Genomic DNA, 15,628 nt, shown 5'->3' with positions numbered 1-15,628 from the left:
CGCTCCGGCCCATCGCCGCCGCCGATCTCGCGCTCGAGGCGGTCTCGGCCGACATCGTCATCACCTGCACGACGACCCAGGAGCCGGTGCTCGACGCCGCTCTGCTCGCCGCCGGGCGCCTCCAGGGCTTTTCTCGCGAGCGCCAGCTCGTGATCGACCTGGGCCTGCCGCGCAACGTCGCCTCCGACGTCACCTCGGTCGCCGGCGTCGAGCTCCTCGACCTCGAGACGATCAGCCTGCACGCGCCTCTCGACGTGCTCGACGCGTCGCAGCAGGCGCGCGCGCTCGTCGACAAGGCGGCCAGGAAGTTCTCGGACGTCGCCGACGAGAAGAGCCTCACTCCGGCCGTCGTCGCCCTGCGCGCCCACGTGTTCGACGCGCTCGACGCCGAGATCGAGCGGGCCCGCTCGCGCGGCGACGAGGACGGCCGCACCGAGCAGGCGCTCCGCCACCTCGCCGGCGTGCTGCTGCACACCCCGAGCGTCCGCGCCCGCGACTACGCGCGCGCCGGAGCGCAGGAGGCGTACCTCACCGGGCTCGAGGCGCTCTTCGGCATCGAGGTCCCGGCCGAGCCCGCCGCCGCGCGCCCCGACTCTGACGCCGCCACCGCGTGAGCCTCCGGCTCCCCTTCGACGCGGAGCCGCTGCGCTCCGCGCCGCTGCTCACCGAGCGCCTGCTCCTGCGTCCCCTCGGACCGGAGGACGCCGAGGACCACGCGCGCTACCAGGGCGACGCCGACGCCGTCCGGTTCCTCCGCTGGCCGGTGCGCACCCCCGAGGAGTCGCGGGCGCACCTGCAGCGCCGCCTCCCCTCGACACGGCTCGCCGCTGACGGCGACGCGGCCGTGCTGGCGATCGTCCCCCGGGAGTGCGTCCTCGCCGGGCGGATGATCGGCGACCTCACGCTCATCGCGACGTCCGTCGAGCAGGAGGCGGTCGAGATCGGCTGGGTGCTGCACCCGGAGGCGCAGGGGCGCGGCTACGCGACCGAGGCCGCCCGGGCGCTGCTCGACCTCGCGTTCGACACCCTCGGCGCCCACCGCGTGATCGCGCAGCTCGACGCTCGGAACACCGCCTCCGCCCGCCTCTGCGAGCGCCTCGGGATGCGCCTCGAGGCGCACCACCGGGAGGACGAGTTCTGCAAGGGCGAGTGGACCTCGACCTTCGTCTTCGCCCTGCTCACCCGCGAGCGCTGACCGCAGGGCCGGCTGGTCCGCGCCCTCCGGGACGCCGCCGGCCCGTCCGGTCGGCGGCGTCCCGGGAGGAGCGTCAGGCCCCGCGGAGCCCGGTGAAGAGGTACGACTCGAGCTGCTCGAGCGGGATGCGCTCCTGCTTCATCGTGTCGCGGTCGCGGACGGTCACGGCGTCGTCCTCGAGCGAGTCGAAGTCGACGGTCACGCAGTACGGGGTGCCGATCTCGTCCTGGCGGCGGTAGCGGCGGCCGATCGCTCCGGAGTCGTCGAAGTCGACGTTCCAGAGCTGGCGCAGCTGGTCGGCGACGCGGCGCGCGAGCGGCGAGAGGGCCTCGTTGCGCGAGAGCGGCAGCACGGCCACCTTCACCGGCGCCAGGCGCGGGTCGAGGTGCAGCACGGTCCGCGTCTCGACCTTGCCCTTGGCGTTCGGCGGCAGCTCCTGCTCCTCGTAGGCGTCGACGAGGAACGCCATGAGCGCGCGGGTGAGGCCGAACGACGGCTCGATCACGAACGGCACGTAGCGCTCGTTCTTGTTCTGGTCGAAGAACGAGAGGTCCTTGCCCGAGTGCTCGATGTGCGTCTTGAGGTCGTAGTCGGTGCGGTTCGCGACTCCCATCAGCTCGCCCCACTCGCCCGAGGCGAAGCTGAAGCGGTACTCGATGTCGACGGTGCGCTTGGAGTAGTGGGAGAGCTTGTCCTTCGGGTGCTCGTACTGCCGGATGTTCTCGGGGTTCATCCCGAGCCCGACGAACCAGTCCCAGGCGAGCTGCATCCAGGTCTCCTGCCACTCCTCGTCCGTGCCGGGCTCGACGAAGAACTCGAGCTCCATCTGCTCGAACTCGCGGGTGCGGAAGATGAAGTTGCCGGGGGTGATCTCGTTGCGGAACGCCTTGCCGATCTGGCCGATGCCGAAGGGCGGCTTGCGACGGGCGCTCTGCAGCACGTTCGCGAAGTTGGTGAAGATGCCCTGGGCGGTCTCGGGACGCAGGTAGTGCAGCCCCGACTCGTCGTCGACGACGCCGAGGTAGGTCTTCATCAGGCCCGAGAACTGCTTGATCTCGGTCCACTGGCCGACCTTGTCGGGGTGCTCCGGGTCCGGGATGTCGGCGAGGCCGTTCACGGGCGGGTGGCCGTTGACCTCCTCGTACTTCTCGAAGAGGTGGTCGGCGCGGTAGCGCTTGTGGGTGATCAGCGACTCGGTCAGCGGGTCCGAGAAGACGCCGACGTGTCCCGAGGCGTGCCAGATCGCCGTGGGCAGGATGACCGCGGAGTCCAGGCCGACGACGTCGCCCCGGCCCTGCACGAAGGTCTTCCACCACTGGCGCTTGATGTTCTCCTTGAACTCCACGCCGAGCGGCCCGTAGTCCCACGCGGAGCGGGTGCCCCCGTAGATCTCACCCGAGGGGAAGACGAATCCCCTGTGCTGCGCGAGGGTGATGACTTTGTCGAGGGTGGTGGGTTCTGCCACGGGTTGCTCCTCAGCTGTTCGGGCGCACGGGGCCCCGGCGCGCGCCGGCTGCGCGCGTCCTTCTGGTGTGCCCCCATGGTAGCCGCGGGGGCGCCGCGACGGTCCGCCCGCGGCGGGCATGATGAGCGGATGAGCACCCTCCCGCCGATCGTCGTGTCCGCCGTCGCCGTCCTCCGCGACCGGCGCGTCCTGATGGTCACGGCGCGGGGCCGCGACGTCCTCTACCTCCCCGGCGGCAAGGTCGACGAGGGCGAGAGCGGGATCGAGGCGGCGGCCCGCGAGGCCCGCGAGGAGCTCGGCGCCGTCGCGCTCGGCCTCGAGCCCCTGTTCACCGTCCGCACCCAGGCGCACGGCGAGCCGGAGGGGCGGGAGGTCCACATGAGCGTCTTCGCCGCCGAGCTCGACCGGGAGGCGCGCCCGAGCGGCGAGATCGACTCGCTGCACTGGGTCGACGGCTCCGATGCGGGCCGCTGCCCGCCCGCCGGGGTCGAGACCCTCCGGCTGCTGCGCGCTCTCGATCTCGTCGACTGACCCGCCGGCGCCGGGCCGACCGCGGGGCGGCTAGCCTCGTGGCGTGGAGACGAGACGGCGTGCACGGGACCGGTCGAGCGCGGAGGAGCCGGACCGGCTCGAGCCGGTCCGGCTGGAGGCGGCCGTGCCCATCCTGCGGATCTTCTCGGTCGCCAAGGCGGGCGAGTTCTACGTCGACTACCTCGGCTTCGAGGTGGACTGGGAGCACCGCGCCGCGCTCGACGCCCCCCTCTACCTGCAGGTGTCGCGCTCGGGGCTCCGCCTGCACCTCAGCGAGCACCACCGCGACGGCAGTCCCGGCGCCGCCGTGCACGTCGCCCTCCGCGGAGTCCGCGAGCTGCACGCCGAGCTCGACGCGAAGGCGTACCCCTACCTCAACCCGCGGATCACCCGCACGCCGTTCGGCTTCGCGCTCGACGTGATCGATCCGTTCGGCAACCAGCTGCGCTTCGCGGAGCCGGCCCCGGTGCCGCGCCTGCCCTGATCGGTGCGCGTGCGGGTGCTTGTACAACCTGAGCGCCGACTGATCAACCGTTCACCGGCCGTCCATGCACTTCGGAGTCCCATCCTTTAGCGTGGCTCCGATGGCTTCACGGGGGACGATCGAGCGGCCGGACACGGCCCGGGCAACGGGACGGCAGCGCCGACCGCGGCTCCGCTTCATGGGGGCCGCGCCGCTGGCGACGGGCCTGCTGGGCTCGATCGCGATCCTCCTCGGCTCGCTCGGCGTGGGCTACCTGCCCGCCGGCTCGCCCATCCGCGACTGGCCTCTCGTCGCATCGATCCGCGCCACGGGCTGGCTCACCGAGTCCAGCGGCGCCCTCGTCGTGGGCGGCGGGATGCTGCTGCTGATCGCGTGGCTCCGCCTGCGCACGGTCGCGCTCGCGGCGGGCCCCGGCTCCGTCCGCACCATCGTGGTGGCGGCCCTCGCCTGGACCGCTCCGCTCCTCGTGACGGTGCCGCTGTTCAGCCACGACATGTTCTCCTACGTGGCGCAGGGGCGCCTGATGACCCAGGGCATCGACCCCTACACCCACGGCGTCGCGACGCTCCCCGGCTGGTTCGACCTCGGCGTCGACCCGCTCTGGGCCGACACGCCCACGCCCTACGGGCCCCTCTACCTCCTGATCGAGCGCACCGCCGTGCAGTTCGCGGGCTACGGCGCACCGGAGCTCTCGATCGCGATGCTCCGCGCCGTGTCGGTCGCGGGCGTGGCCGTCATGGCCGTCTACGCGCTCCGCCTGGCGCGCCTGCGCGGCCTCTCGGTCCCGCTCACCGCCTGGACGATCGTCGCCAACCCGCTGACCCTCGTGCTCTTCGTCGTCGCCGGCCACAACGACTCCGTGATGCTGGCGCTCATCCTCGCGTCGCTCTACTACGCCCAGACCGACCGGCGCATCGCCGCCGTCGTGCTGATGGCCGGAGCGATCGCGATCAAGCCGATCGCCGTGATCGCGCTCCCCGTGCTCGCGCTCCTGTGGCTGCGCCACGACGCGACGTGGCGCGAGCGCACCCGCGGCTGGCTCTGGACGGGCGCCGGAGCGCTCGGCCTCGTGGTCGCCGTCGGGCTGCTCGCGGGCGTCGGGGTCGGCTGGGTCGCGGCGATGGTCGTGCCCGGCTCGATCCTGCACTGGTACGCGCCGATGTCGTTCGTCACGGTCTCGGTCTCCCGCGCCGTCGAGTTCACCGGTCACGACCCCGCCGCGGCGATCGCCGTGGTCAAGATCCTCGCGCTCGGGCTCGCCGGCCTGATCGCTGCGCGCCTCATGCTGTCGCGGCGCTCCATCGATCCGCTCGCCCGCCTGTCCGGTGCGCTGCTCGCGTTCGTGACGGCGTCGACCGCCATCCACCCCTGGTACGCCCTCTGGATCCTGCCGATCGCCGCGCTCGCGCGCCCGTGGAGCCGCTCCCACGTGCACCTGGCGGTCTACGCGTCGATCTTCCTCATGTGCGTCACGCTCGCCGAGCCGATCGACGGCGGAGGCGGCACGATGGACCAGATCCCGGCGCGGGTCGCGACGATCGCCGCGATCGCCGTGGTCGGGATGTACGTCCTCCTCGGCTACACGGACGAGGAACGGGTCGAGGGCCTGCCCCTCGTGCGCGCGCTGCCGTTCGGCTCCGTGATCCTCGCCCGCCTCAGCGGCGGCCGCCTGGTCGACGCCCGGATGGCCGCCACGCGCCTGCGCGACTAGCCGGGGCTGCGGCTCAGGAGTCGGACTCGTCGCTCCGACGGCGGGTGCGGCGGTCGAGCGCCGCCTGCGCCGTCTCGGCGGCCGAGTCCGGGGAGCCGACCGGCCCGGTGGGACCGGCGAGGGTGCTCGAGAGCGACGACAGCCAGCCGGAGTCGTCGCGGCCGGCGTTCAGCGCATCCGAGAAGAGGGGGAGGTCGCTGCGGGTGGCGTGGATCGCGTAGGACTCGCGGGAGAACCCGTTGTCGGGGACGACGGGCGTCCTGCGGGACGCGCGCGTGGCGTCCGGGGCCTGCTCCTGTCGCGAGGCGTCCGACGCCTGCTCCTGGGGGGCCTGCTCCTGGGCGGCCTGCTCCCGGCGGGCGTCGCGCTCGTCGCGCGGGGTGCTGCTGTCGTGGTCCACGGCGGTCCTCCTGCTCTCCGCCCCGAGCGGAGGGACGGGCGCCGCGATGACGGGGCGGCGCCCGGTCAGGCTACCCCTCGTTCAGGGCGTGGCGTCGTCGTCGGCCTCTGATCGTGGCGCGGGGCGCCAGACGACCAGCTCGGTCCGGCGCTGCGCGCGCGTGCCGTGGCGCAGAGTGACCACGTCCCCCTCGAGTCCGGCGGCGAACACGCGGCGGCCCGGCCGGTTCAGGAGCTCATCGGCGAGCGCCGACTCCAGCTCGCGCACCCGCTGCGAGAGCGACTGCACCTGGTTCTCGAGCTGCAGGATGCGCGCGATGCCCTCGAGAGAGACGCCCTCGGAGGAGAGCCGGGCGACCTCGCGCAGCTGCACCACGTCGCGCATCGAGTAGCGGCGCGACTTGCCCGCGGTGCGGGTCGGGCTCACGAGCCCGAGCCGGTCGTACTGCCGCAGGGTCTGCGGGTGCATCCCCGCCAGCTCGGCGGCGACGGCGATCGCGAAGACGGGCGTGTTCTCGTCCATGTCTCCTCCTCCGACCGGTCGCGCCGATCCGGTGCTAGTAGCGGGCCTTCTCCAGGATGTCCTCGCGCGGGTCCTCGTCCGGCTCGGCGGCGGCGTAGGCCTCGAGGGCCTCACGGGCGGCGGCGGACAGGTGGCTCGGGACGGCGACCTGCAGGACGGCGAGCAGGTCGCCCGTGCCCTTGGGGGTCGTGACGCCGCGGCCCTTGACGCGCAGGACGCGGCCGCTCGGGGTGCCTGCGGCGACCCGGAGCTTGACGGGCTCGCCGCCGAGGGTCGGCACCTCGATCGTCGCGCCGAAGACGGCCTCGACGAAGGTCACGGGAACCGTCACGCGCAGGTTCAGCCCGTCGCGCTCGAACACCGGATGCTTGCGCACCGAGACGGTGAGCACCAGGTCGCCGGGATCGCCGCCGTCCGGGCTGGGGCGGCCCTTGCCGCGGACGCGGATCTTCTGGTCGTCGGCCACGCCGGCGGGGATGCGCACCGAGAGGGTGCGCCCGTCGCCGGTCTGCAGCTGGACGGTGTCGCCCCGGGTCGCGGTGCGGAAGTCGATGGTGGTGCTGGCGGTGACGTCGGCGCCCTTCTGCGGGCCGCCGAAGCCGCGGTAGCCGCCGCTGGGCTGGCCGAAGCGGCTGCCTCCGCCGCCGAACATGCCGCCGAGGATGTCCTCGAAGCCGGGCGGCGGGCCCTGCTGGGTGCTGTAGGAGGTGCGCCCGCCCTGGCCGAACATGCCGCCGAAGACGTCGTCGAACCCTCCGGGCTGGCCTCCCGCGGTGAAGCGCGCTCCGCCGCCCATGGCGCGGATCTGGTCGTACTCCTTGCGCTGCTCGGCGTCCGAGAGCACGGTGTACGCCTCGCTGATCTCCTTGAAGCGCGCCTCGGCCTTCGCGTCCCCCGGGTTGGAGTCGGGGTGGAACTGGCGGGCGAGCTTGCGGTAGGTCTTCTTCAGGTCCGCGGCGGAGACGTCCTTGGACACGCCGAGGACCTTGTAGAAGTCCTTGTCGAACCAATCCTGGCTGGCCATGTGCCTCTTCCTGTGTCGAATGCGGCGAGGGACCCCGCCCCGGTCCGGCAGCGTGCTGCCGAGCGGGGCGGGGTCCTCCGCGGTGGTGGTGCCGGTGGCGGGGTCAGTCGGCGGGGACTGCCACGACCACCTTGGCGGCCCGCAGCAGCGAGCCTCCGAGGTAGTAGCCCGCCTCGACGACGTCCGCGACCGTGGAGGTCTCGGCGCCGGGGGTGGGCTGCTGGAAGATCGCCTCGTGGATGTTCGGGTCGAACAGGTCGCCCACGGCGCCGGTCTTCACCAGGCCGAGCTTCTCCACTCCGCCGCGCAGCTTCTGCGCGATGGCCGTGAAGGGCCCGCCCTCGGCGAGGTCGCCGTGCTTCTCGGCGCGGTCGAGGTCGTCGAGCACGGGGAGGATGACCTTCACCGCGTCGCCGATCGCCCGCTCCTTGTCGACCTGGCGGTTGGCCTCGGTGCGCTTGCGGTAGTTCGCGTACTCCGCGGTCACCCGCTGGAGATCGGCGAGGTGCTCGGCCGCGAGCGTCTCGGCGCTGGACTGTCCCGAGAGGAACGAGAGGTCGGCGTCCGAGAGGCTGGTCTCGACGTCGGGCCCCTCGGCCTCGATGAGGCCCTCCTGGTCCTGGGCGTCCTGCGCCGCCTCGGCTCCCGCCTCGCCGCCGGTGGCCGGCTGCTCCTCGGGGAGGTCCTGGGGCTCGTTCTCGGCTGCCATGGCTACTTCGTGTCCTTCGGCTCGTCCTCGTCGATGACCTCGGCGTCGACGATGTCCTCGTCGTCCTTCTTGTCACCGTCGGCCGGAGCGTCCGCGGGGGCGCTCTGCGCGGCCTGGTCCTGGGAGTAGATCGCCTGGCCGATCTTGGTCTGCGAGGCGTTGAGGGCGTCGAACGCGGTCTTGACGGCCGCGTCGTCGTCGCCGGCGAGCGCGGTCTTCAGCGCGTCGACGTCTCCCTGCACCTCGGACTTGACGTCCTCGGGCAGCTTGTCCTCGTTGTCCTTGATCAGCTTGTCGATCGAGTACGCCAGGGTCTCGGCGTTGTTGCGGATCTCGGCCGCCTCGCGGCGGGCCTTGTCCTCGGCGGCGTGCTCCTCGGCCTCGCGGACCATGCGGTCGATGTCGTCCTTGGGCAGCGACGAGCCGCCCGTGATCGTCATCGACTGCTCCTTGCCGGTGCCCTTGTCCTTCGCGGACACGTGGACGATGCCGTTGGCGTCGATGTCGAAGGTGACCTCGACCTGCGGGATGCCGCGCGGGGCCGGCGCGATGCCGGTCAGCTCGAACGTGCCCAGGTTCTTGTTGTCGCGGGTGAACTCGCGCTCGCCCTGGAAGACCTGGATCGCGACGGACGGCTGGTTGTCGTCGGCCGTGGTGAAGGTCTCGGACCTCTTGGTCGGGATCGCGGTGTTGCGCTCGATGAGCTTGGTCATGATCCCGCCCTTGGTCTCGATGCCCAGCGAGAGCGGGGTCACGTCGATCAGGAGGACGTCCTTGCGCTCGCCCTTGAGGACGCCGGCCTGCAGCGCGGCGCCGACGGCGACGACCTCGTCCGGGTTGACGCCCTTGTTGGGCTCCTTGCCGCCGGTGAGCTTCTTGACGAGCTCGGCGACGGCCGGCATGCGGGTCGAGCCGCCGACGAGGACCACGTGAGCGATGTCCTCGACCTTGACGCCCGCCTCGGCGATGACGTCGGTGAAGGGCTTGCGGGTGCGCTCGATCAGGTCGCTGGTGAGCTCCTCGAACTTGGCGCGGGTGAGCGTCTCGTCGAGGTTCGCCGGACCGTTCTCGGTGAGCGAGAGGTAGGGCAGCTGGATGCTGGTCGAGGTGCTCGAGGAGAGCTCCTTCTTCGCCTGCTCCGCGGCCTCCTTGAGGCGCTGACGAGCGATCTTGTCCTTCGAGACGTCGACGCCGGTCGAGTCCTTGAAGCGCTTGACCAGGTGGTCGACGACGCGCTGGTCCCAGTCGTCGCCGCCGAGGCGGTTGTCGCCCGAGGTCGCGCGGACCTGGATGGTCGAGAAGTCGTCGTCCTTGCCCACCTCGAGGAGGGAGACGTCGAACGTTCCGCCGCCGAGGTCGAAGACGAGGATGAGCTCGTCCTCCTTGCCCTTGTCGAGGCCGTAGGCCAGCGCGGCCGCGGTGGGCTCGTTGATGATGCGCAGGACGTTGAGGCCGGCGATCTCGCCGGCGTCCTTGGTCGCCTGGCGCTCGGCGTCGTTGAAGTAGGCCGGGACGGTGATGACCGCGTCGGTCACCTTGTCGCCCAGGTACTGCTCCGCGTCGCGCTTGAGCTTGCCCAGGATGCGGGCCGAGATCTCCTGCGGGGTGTACTTCTTGTCCTCGACGCCGAAGGTCCAGTCGGTGCCCATGTGGCGCTTGACCGACGCGATGGTGCGGTCGACGTTGGTGACGGCCTGGCGCTTCGCGGTCTCGCCGACGAGCACCTCCCCGTCCTTGGTGAACGCCACGACGGACGGCGTGGTGCGGAAGCCCTCGGCGTTGGCGATGACGGTGGGCTCGCCTCCCTCGAGGACGGCCACGACAGAGTTGGTGGTTCCCAGGTCGATGCCTACGGCACGGGACATATGCGTTGTTCTCCTTCGCGATCGGCGTCGCGCGGGCGGCTGCCGGTCAGTTGACGGGTGGTGCGGAATCCTCTGCGGGAGTTGAGCCCCGCACGCTCAAGTTTACGCATCCGTCGTCTCGCGTCAAGTCCGGAGGCAAGAAGTTGAGTCGCATCGGCTCAACTCTCAGACTCGCGGGTCCCGCCGCTTCCGGCCGTTCACCTCCTCCCCCTACGGTGGGCCCATGACGACGCGCACCGGCCGCTGGCCCGTCCTCGCCTGGGGCCTGTGGGACTGGGGCGGATCGGCCTTCAACGCGGTGGTGACTACCTTCGTCTTCACCGTCTACCTGACCACCGACGGGCTCTTCGGCACCTCGAGCGGAGTCTCGGCCGCGCTCGGCTGGTCCCTCGCCGCCGCCGGCGTGGTCGTCGCCGTGATCGCGCCGATCACCGGCCGCCGGGCCGACCTCGGCGGGCGCCGCCGGCTCTGGCTGGGGATCCACTCCGCCGTCGTCGTCCTCTGCATCCTGCTGATGTTCCTCGTGCGCCCCGACCCGGCCCTCCTCTGGCTGGGACTCGGACTGCTCGCGGTCGGCACGGTCTTCTTCGAGTTCGCGAGCGTCAACTACAACGCGATGCTCCTCCAGGTCTCGACCCGGGCGACCATCGGCCGCGTCTCCGGCTTCGGGTGGGGCATGGGCTACGTCGGCGGGATCGTCCTGCTGCTGATCGTGTACTTCGGCTTCATCTCGCCCGAGGTCGGGCTCTTCGGAGTGACGGGGGACGACGGCCTCGACGTGCGCGTCTCGATCCTGGTCGCCGGCGTGTGGTTCGCCGTCTTCGCCCTCCCGGTGCTGGTCGCGGTGCCGGAGACGCCGGCACAGGCGAGCCGGGCGGAGCGCGTCGGCGTGATCGCCTCCTACCGCGCGCTCTTCGCGCAGGTCGCCGCCCTCTGGCGCGAGAGCCGCAGCACCGTGGCCTTCCTCATCGCCAGCGCGGTGTTCCGCGACGGGCTCACCGGGGTCTTCACCTTCGGCGGCGTGCTGGCGCAGGGCACCTTCGGCTTCGACGCCGGCGAGGTGATCCTGTTCGCCATCGCCGCGAACGTCGTGGCCGGAGTGGCGACCATCTCGGTCGGCGCGCTCGACGACCGCATCGGCCCCAAGGCCGTGATCGTCGCCTCGCTCATCGGCCTGGTCGTCTGCGGCACCGCCGTCTTCGTCCTGCACGACGGGGGGAGCACGGTGTTCTGGATCTTCGGCCTGCTGCTGTGCCTGTTCGTCGGCCCGGCGCAGTCGGCGAGCCGCAGCTACCTCGCCCGCCTCATCCCGGAGGGACGCGAGGGCGAGATCTTCGGCCTCTACGCGACCACCGGGCGGGCGGCCTCGTTCCTCGCGCCCGCCGCCTTCGCAGCCGCCGTCTCGATCGCCGCGGCCGTCTCGGGCAGCGGCGAGGCGAACGTGCAGTACTGGGGCATCCTCGGGCTCGTCCTCGTCCTCGCCGTGGGGCTGGTGCTGCTCCTGCCGGTGCGCCGCCCGCCGGCCACCGCCCCCGTCGTGCCGGAGCCGCGGCTCGCTCCGCCCGCCCGCCGGGACTGACGAGGCCCGGCCCGCGGGAGACGCGGGCGAGGCCCCTCCCCGCGCGCCGCCGGCCGCGGATCAGACCGTGGCGATCCAGAACACGATCAGCAGGAGCGTGACGAGGAAGCCGGTCAGGAAGTTCAGCGCGAGGAAGCGCTTCCAGCCCGCATTCGCTCGCTCCGCCTCGGCGTCCTCGAGCGACCGGTACGGCCAGATGCTCACCGCGTACGGTACCGCGAGGATCGCCGCGAGGGTCCCCGGCCAGGGCAGCAGGAGCAGGAGCAGGCCGCTCGCGACGTAGGCGGCGATGGCGAAGCGCGTGGTCGCCTTCGCTCCGATCACGGTCGCGATCGAGCCGATGCCGCCCGCGCGGTCGGCCAGGATGTCCTGCACCGCGCCGAAGGCGTGGCTCGCGATCCCCCAGAGGAAGAACGCCACGAGCAGCGCCACCAGAGGTCCGGTGACCACGGTGCCCGCGAGTGCGATCCCGTAGACGGCCGGGCTGACGAAGTGGGTCGCCGAGGTCAGCGAGTCGACGAACGGGCGCTCCTTGAAGCGGAGCCCCGGCGCACTGTAGGCGATCACGGCGAAGACGCTGATCGCGAGGACCAGCCACGAGACCGGGGATCCGAGCAGCACGAGCGCCACCAGGAACGGCACGTTCGTGGCCACCGCCGCGATCAGCGTCGCGCGGTGCTCGCTCCGGTCGAGCACGGCGCCCTCGACGCCGCCCTTGCGGGGGTTCCGCAGGTCGGACTCGTAGTCGAAGACGTCGTTGATCCCGTACATCGCGAGGTTGTAGGGGATGAGGAAGTAGATCGTGCCGAGCACGAAGGCGAGGTCGATCTCGCGGGTGGTCAGCAGGTACGCCGCCGCGAACGGGTAGGCGGTGTTGACCCAGCTCAGCGGGCGGCTCGAGACGAACAGCGCGCGCAGCCGGTTCACGGCTCGCTCCGACGACGCGAGGGCAGGAGCACCCAGAGCGCCGGGAGGGCGAGGGCCGCGGCGATCGCGTAGGCGAAGTCCTCGATCGGAGCGACGCCGATCCGGATCCCCGAGATCAGGTCGTCGTCGTAGGCGACCAGCAGGCCCACTCCGATCATGATGTTGTCGAAGACGGCGGTCATCACCAGCAGCACGGCGAGCGTGCCGAGGACGGCGGGCAGGCGCAGGACGCGTCGGCGCAGCGCGAGCAGCAGCAGCACCAGCACCACCGCGAGGAACACGGCGTTGAGGAGGAGGTAGGTCACGCGCGCGCCTCCGCCCGCCGGGAGACGCGCTGCGAGAGGAAGCCGTGCACGTCCATCGTCAGGTAGCAGAGCAGGGTGAGGAAGAGGACCTCCTCGACCGGGAGCTCCGGCGCGATCTGCAGGCCGGTCATGTAGGAGGTCTCTCCGCGGAAGAAGACACCCAGGCCGATCCCCACGAGGTCCCAGACCAGGAAGAACGCGACTCCCACGGGCAGCACGATCGCCGCGCGTCGCGCGTCCGCCCAGAAGAACAGCCGGAAGCGGCGGTCGAGCACGATCATCCCGGTGATCGAGACGAGGAGCGCGAGCAGGTAGAGGATCCCCACGCCTACTCCCCCACGGCGACGGGCGCGACCGGAGCGGACGGCGCCTCCCGCACGGGCAGCGGCTCGGTCGACACGTCGCCGCGCACGCGCTTGAGCATGACCTCGGCGCTGATGATGCACATCGGCAGGCCGATGCCGGGGATCGTGGAGCTGCCGGCGAAGAGCAGTCCGTCGACGTGCCTGCTGACGTTCCCGGCCCGGAAGAAGGCGCTCTGCGAGAGGACATGGGCCGGTCCGAGCATCGAGCCGCGCCAGGCGCCGAGGTCGCTCTCGAAGTCGGCCGGGCCGATCGTGCGGCGGACGACGATCCGCTCGGCCAGGTCGGTCGCGCCGGTCCAGGACGCGATCTGCGCGATGGCCTGGTCGGCGATGGCCTCGACGCGCGCGTCGCCCGCGCCGTCGACTCCGCCGTGGCCGATCGAGGTGTCGGCCGGGATCGGCACGAGCACGAACAGGTTCTCGTGCCCCTCCGGAGCCGTGCTCGCGTCGGTCGCGCTCGGGCGGCAGACGTAGATCGACGCGGGGTCGGGCACGGTCGGGTGCTCGCCGAAGATCTTGTCGAAGTTGTCGCGCCAGTCCTTCGTGAAGAGCAGGGTGTGGTGCTCGAGCTCGGGCAGCTCCCCGCGCACGCCCAGGAGGACGAGGACGGCGCTCGGGCCGGGCTCGCGCTTCTCCCAGTAGGCGGGCGGGTAGGTCCGCAGCTCCTCGGGGAGGAGCGACTGCTCGGTGGTGAAGAGGTCGGAGGCGTTGACGACCAGGTCGGCGGGGATCCGCTCCGTGCCGTCGGGGCCCGTGAACTCGACTCCGACGACCTCGGCGCCGCGGCGTCGGCCGCGGGGCGAGCGGGTGGTGAGGATCCGCGTCGCGGGCGAGGACGTGCGGACGGTGACGCCGGCCTCCTCGGCGACGTCGGCGACCGCCTCGATCAGCTTCGTGAATCCGCCCATCGGGTAGAGCACGCCGTCGGCGAGGTCGAGGTGGCTCATCAGGTGGTACATGCTCGGCGCGGCGAACGGCGAGGAGCCGAGGAAGACGGCCGGGTAGCCGAGGATCTGGCGCAGCCGGTTGTCGGTGACCGCCGTCGCCGCGAACGTGTCGAGCGGAGTGAGCAGCAGGCGGCCGAGCCTCCCGGTCCGGCTGAGCACGTCGCGGCGCAGCAGCGGGAGGAAGGACGAGAAGCTCGTGTAGAGGAAGCGGCGCTTGGCCATCTCGTAGGTGTCGCGCGCGGAGTCGAGGTACGCGCGCATCCGCTCGCCCGCTCCGGGCTCGATGCTCTCGAAGAGCGCGAGGTTCGACTCGAGGTCGGCGAGCACGTCGATCGGCTCGTCGACGCCCTCGCTGTAGACCCGGTAGCCGGGGTCGAGCGTGACGAGGTCGAGGCGCTCCTCGGCGCTGGTGCCCATGAGGCGGAAGAAGTGGTCGAACACCTCGGGCATCAGGTACCAGGAGGGACCGGTGTCGAAGCGGAAGCCCTCGTGCTCCCACGAGCCGGCGCGGCCGCCGACGGCCTCGCGCGCCTCCAGGAGGGTCACGTCGTAGCCGTCGCGCGCGAGCAGCGCGGCGGAGGCGAGTCCGCCGATCCCCCCGCCGATGACGACGGCGCGGTGCGGGCCGGTCCTCGAGCGGGTCGCGCGGACGGGGCCGGGGCCCAGGCGCGGGCCGAGCGTCGACACGGCCGCCTTGGCCGCGAGCGCCGCCTTGGCGGCCGTGGGCACGCTGACGCGGGCGCGGAGGAGCTCCTCGGCGGGCGTCGCGCGGATCCGGTCGGCCAGGGCGGCGAAGAGGGAGTGGGCCAGCAGGACCGCGCGCCGACTCGAGCGCGGGAGCTCGGCCACGATGGCTGCGGCCTCGGCGAGGTCGTCGTCGAGGTCGGCGAGCAGCGAGGCCTTGTCGCGCTCGGAGAACGCCCGCGGGTCGACTCCGGGGAAGTAGCTGCGGCCGAGGCCGTCGACGTCGGCGGCGAGATCGCGGAGGAAGTTGACCTTCTGGAACGCGGCCCCCAGGCGGCGCGCTCCGGCCACGAGCCGCGCGCGGGCGGCCTCGGAGACGAGCCCCGCGTCCGGCGCCGCGAGGAACACGTGCAGGCACATCAGCCCGACGACCTCGGCGGAGCCGTAGACGTAGGCCTCGAAGGACTCGGGGGTGTGCTCGGTCTCGCGGAGGTCGGCGCGCATCGACGCGAAGAACGGCCGGGTGAGCTCGGTGCCGAATCCGGTCGCCCGCGCGGTCCGAGCGAAGGCGTGGATCACGAGGTTGGAGCTGTAGCCGGAGGCGAGCGCGCGCTCGGTCTCGGCCTCGAAGGCGTCGAGGGACTCCTCCACCGCGGCCCGATCGAGACGGGCCTCCTCGGCGACGCCGTCGACGATCTCGTCGGCGACGCGCACGAGGGCGTAGACGTCCTCCACCCGCTCGCGGACGCCCGGGGCGAGCAGACGCGTGGCCAGCCCGAAGGAGGTGGAGTAGCGGCGGATCACCTGCGCGGACGACTCGTGCGCGACGCGGTCGTACAGTTCGCTCTGGCGGCTCATCGTGCCACCGTACGGGGGCTCGGCCGGGCGGAGCGCATCGTCGCACGCATCCGCGCG

15 protein-coding genes and 1 pseudogene are annotated in these 15,628 nt (G+C 72.1%); 6 read left to right on the top strand and 10 right to left on the bottom strand.

Translation table 11 applies throughout. The features are described 5' to 3' along the window. Together C5D04_RS13255 and C5D04_RS13250 are read left to right on the top strand one after the other, a co-directional pair. Positions 1 to 614 (top strand): annotated as a pseudogene (locus tag C5D04_RS13255) (glutamyl-tRNA reductase); the annotation flags it as partial. After that, the gene (locus C5D04_RS13250; protein ID WP_219815028.1) at positions 611 to 1,195 is read left to right on the top strand and encodes a GNAT family N-acetyltransferase; all 585 of its coding nucleotides are present in this window, start codon (positions 611 to 613) and stop codon (positions 1,193 to 1,195) included. The pseudogene C5D04_RS13255 and the gene C5D04_RS13250, both read left to right, overlap by 4 nt. 73 nt (positions 1,196 to 1,268) lie before the next feature. Here the strand turns inward: C5D04_RS13250 and C5D04_RS13245 are convergent, their stop codons facing one another. Then, positions 1,269 to 2,660 carry a glycine--tRNA ligase gene (locus C5D04_RS13245; RefSeq protein WP_104226140.1) on the bottom strand — a complete coding sequence of 464 codons (1,392 nt, stop codon included), beginning with the start codon at positions 2,658 to 2,660 and terminating at the stop codon, positions 1,269 to 1,271. Positions 2,661 to 2,789: 129 nt separating this feature from the next. Here C5D04_RS13245 and C5D04_RS13240 point away from each other — a divergent pair, with 129 nt between their 5' ends. The 3 genes from C5D04_RS13240 (at position 2,790) to mptB (ending at position 5,386) form a co-directional block, all read left to right on the top strand. Next, positions 2,790 to 3,191 (top strand): NUDIX domain-containing protein, encoded by a 402-nt coding sequence (locus C5D04_RS13240; protein WP_104292211.1) that lies wholly within the window; start codon positions 2,790 to 2,792, stop codon positions 3,189 to 3,191. Positions 3,192 to 3,234: 43 nt separating this feature from the next. After that, positions 3,235 to 3,675: a glyoxalase superfamily protein gene (locus C5D04_RS13235; protein ID WP_208543318.1), complete on the top strand. Its 441-nt coding sequence runs from the start codon at positions 3,235 to 3,237 to the stop codon at positions 3,673 to 3,675. A 100-nt stretch (positions 3,676 to 3,775) separates the two neighbouring features. After that, entirely contained in the window at positions 3,776 to 5,386 is a 1,611-nt protein-coding gene (mptB, locus tag C5D04_RS13230) for a polyprenol phosphomannose-dependent alpha 1,6 mannosyltransferase MptB (RefSeq protein ID WP_146078463.1), read from the top strand. 13 nt (positions 5,387 to 5,399) lie between these two features. Here mptB and C5D04_RS13225 read toward each other — a convergent pair whose 3' ends face one another. The 5 genes from C5D04_RS13225 to dnaK form a co-directional block, all read right to left on the bottom strand. Next, complete coding sequence (locus C5D04_RS13225; RefSeq protein WP_104292209.1) at positions 5,400 to 5,786, bottom strand: hypothetical protein; 387 nt, start codon at positions 5,784 to 5,786, stop codon at positions 5,400 to 5,402. Between the two features lie 81 nt (positions 5,787 to 5,867). Continuing rightward, complete coding sequence (locus C5D04_RS13220; protein WP_104222887.1) at positions 5,868 to 6,308, bottom strand: heat shock protein transcriptional repressor HspR; 441 nt, start codon at positions 6,306 to 6,308, stop codon at positions 5,868 to 5,870. Between the two features lie 34 nt (positions 6,309 to 6,342). After that, positions 6,343 to 7,332 (bottom strand): DnaJ C-terminal domain-containing protein, encoded by a 990-nt coding sequence (locus C5D04_RS13215; RefSeq protein WP_104222888.1) that lies wholly within the window; start codon positions 7,330 to 7,332, stop codon positions 6,343 to 6,345. Positions 7,333 to 7,435: 103 nt separating this feature from the next. Further along, on the bottom strand, positions 7,436 to 8,041 hold the full coding sequence (locus tag C5D04_RS13210) for a nucleotide exchange factor GrpE (RefSeq protein WP_104222889.1): 606 nt from the start codon (positions 8,039 to 8,041) through the stop codon (positions 7,436 to 7,438). 2 nt (positions 8,042 to 8,043) lie between these two features. Then, positions 8,044 to 9,906, bottom strand: a complete 1,863-nt coding sequence (gene dnaK, locus C5D04_RS13205) for a molecular chaperone DnaK (protein WP_104222890.1) — start codon at positions 9,904 to 9,906, stop codon at positions 8,044 to 8,046. Between the two features lie 223 nt (positions 9,907 to 10,129). On the opposite strand from dnaK, the gene C5D04_RS13200 reads away from it, so the two are divergent. Continuing rightward, positions 10,130 to 11,485 (top strand): MFS transporter, encoded by a 1,356-nt coding sequence (locus tag C5D04_RS13200; protein WP_104233081.1) that lies wholly within the window; start codon positions 10,130 to 10,132, stop codon positions 11,483 to 11,485. Between the two features lie 60 nt (positions 11,486 to 11,545). Here the strand turns inward: C5D04_RS13200 and C5D04_RS13195 are convergent, their stop codons facing one another. From C5D04_RS13195 to crtI, 4 genes are read right to left on the bottom strand one after another with little or no spacing between them, the layout of a single operon-like run. Further along, positions 11,546 to 12,412, bottom strand: a complete 867-nt coding sequence (locus C5D04_RS13195) for a prenyltransferase (protein WP_104222892.1) — start codon at positions 12,410 to 12,412, stop codon at positions 11,546 to 11,548. Then, a complete protein-coding gene (locus C5D04_RS13190; protein ID WP_104222893.1) occupies positions 12,409 to 12,717 on the bottom strand; it encodes a lycopene cyclase domain-containing protein in 309 nt (102 codons plus the stop codon). Before C5D04_RS13190 ends, C5D04_RS13195 begins: the two co-directional genes overlap by 4 nt. After that, a complete protein-coding gene (locus C5D04_RS13185; RefSeq protein ID WP_104255346.1) occupies positions 12,714 to 13,043 on the bottom strand; it encodes a lycopene cyclase domain-containing protein in 330 nt (109 codons plus the stop codon). Before C5D04_RS13185 ends, C5D04_RS13190 begins: the two co-directional genes overlap by 4 nt. 2 nt (positions 13,044 to 13,045) lie before the next feature. Then, on the bottom strand, positions 13,046 to 15,571 hold the full coding sequence (gene crtI / locus C5D04_RS13180) for a phytoene desaturase family protein (protein ID WP_104233079.1): 2,526 nt from the start codon (positions 15,569 to 15,571) through the stop codon (positions 13,046 to 13,048). Positions 15,572 to 15,628: the final 57 nt, after the last annotated feature.

Origin of the sequence: Rathayibacter sp. AY1D2, from assembly GCF_002932695.1 — a bacterium.
Taxonomy (GTDB): domain Bacteria; phylum Actinomycetota; class Actinomycetes; order Actinomycetales; family Microbacteriaceae; genus Rathayibacter.
This window is presented reverse-complemented; position numbering and strand designations above follow the sequence as displayed.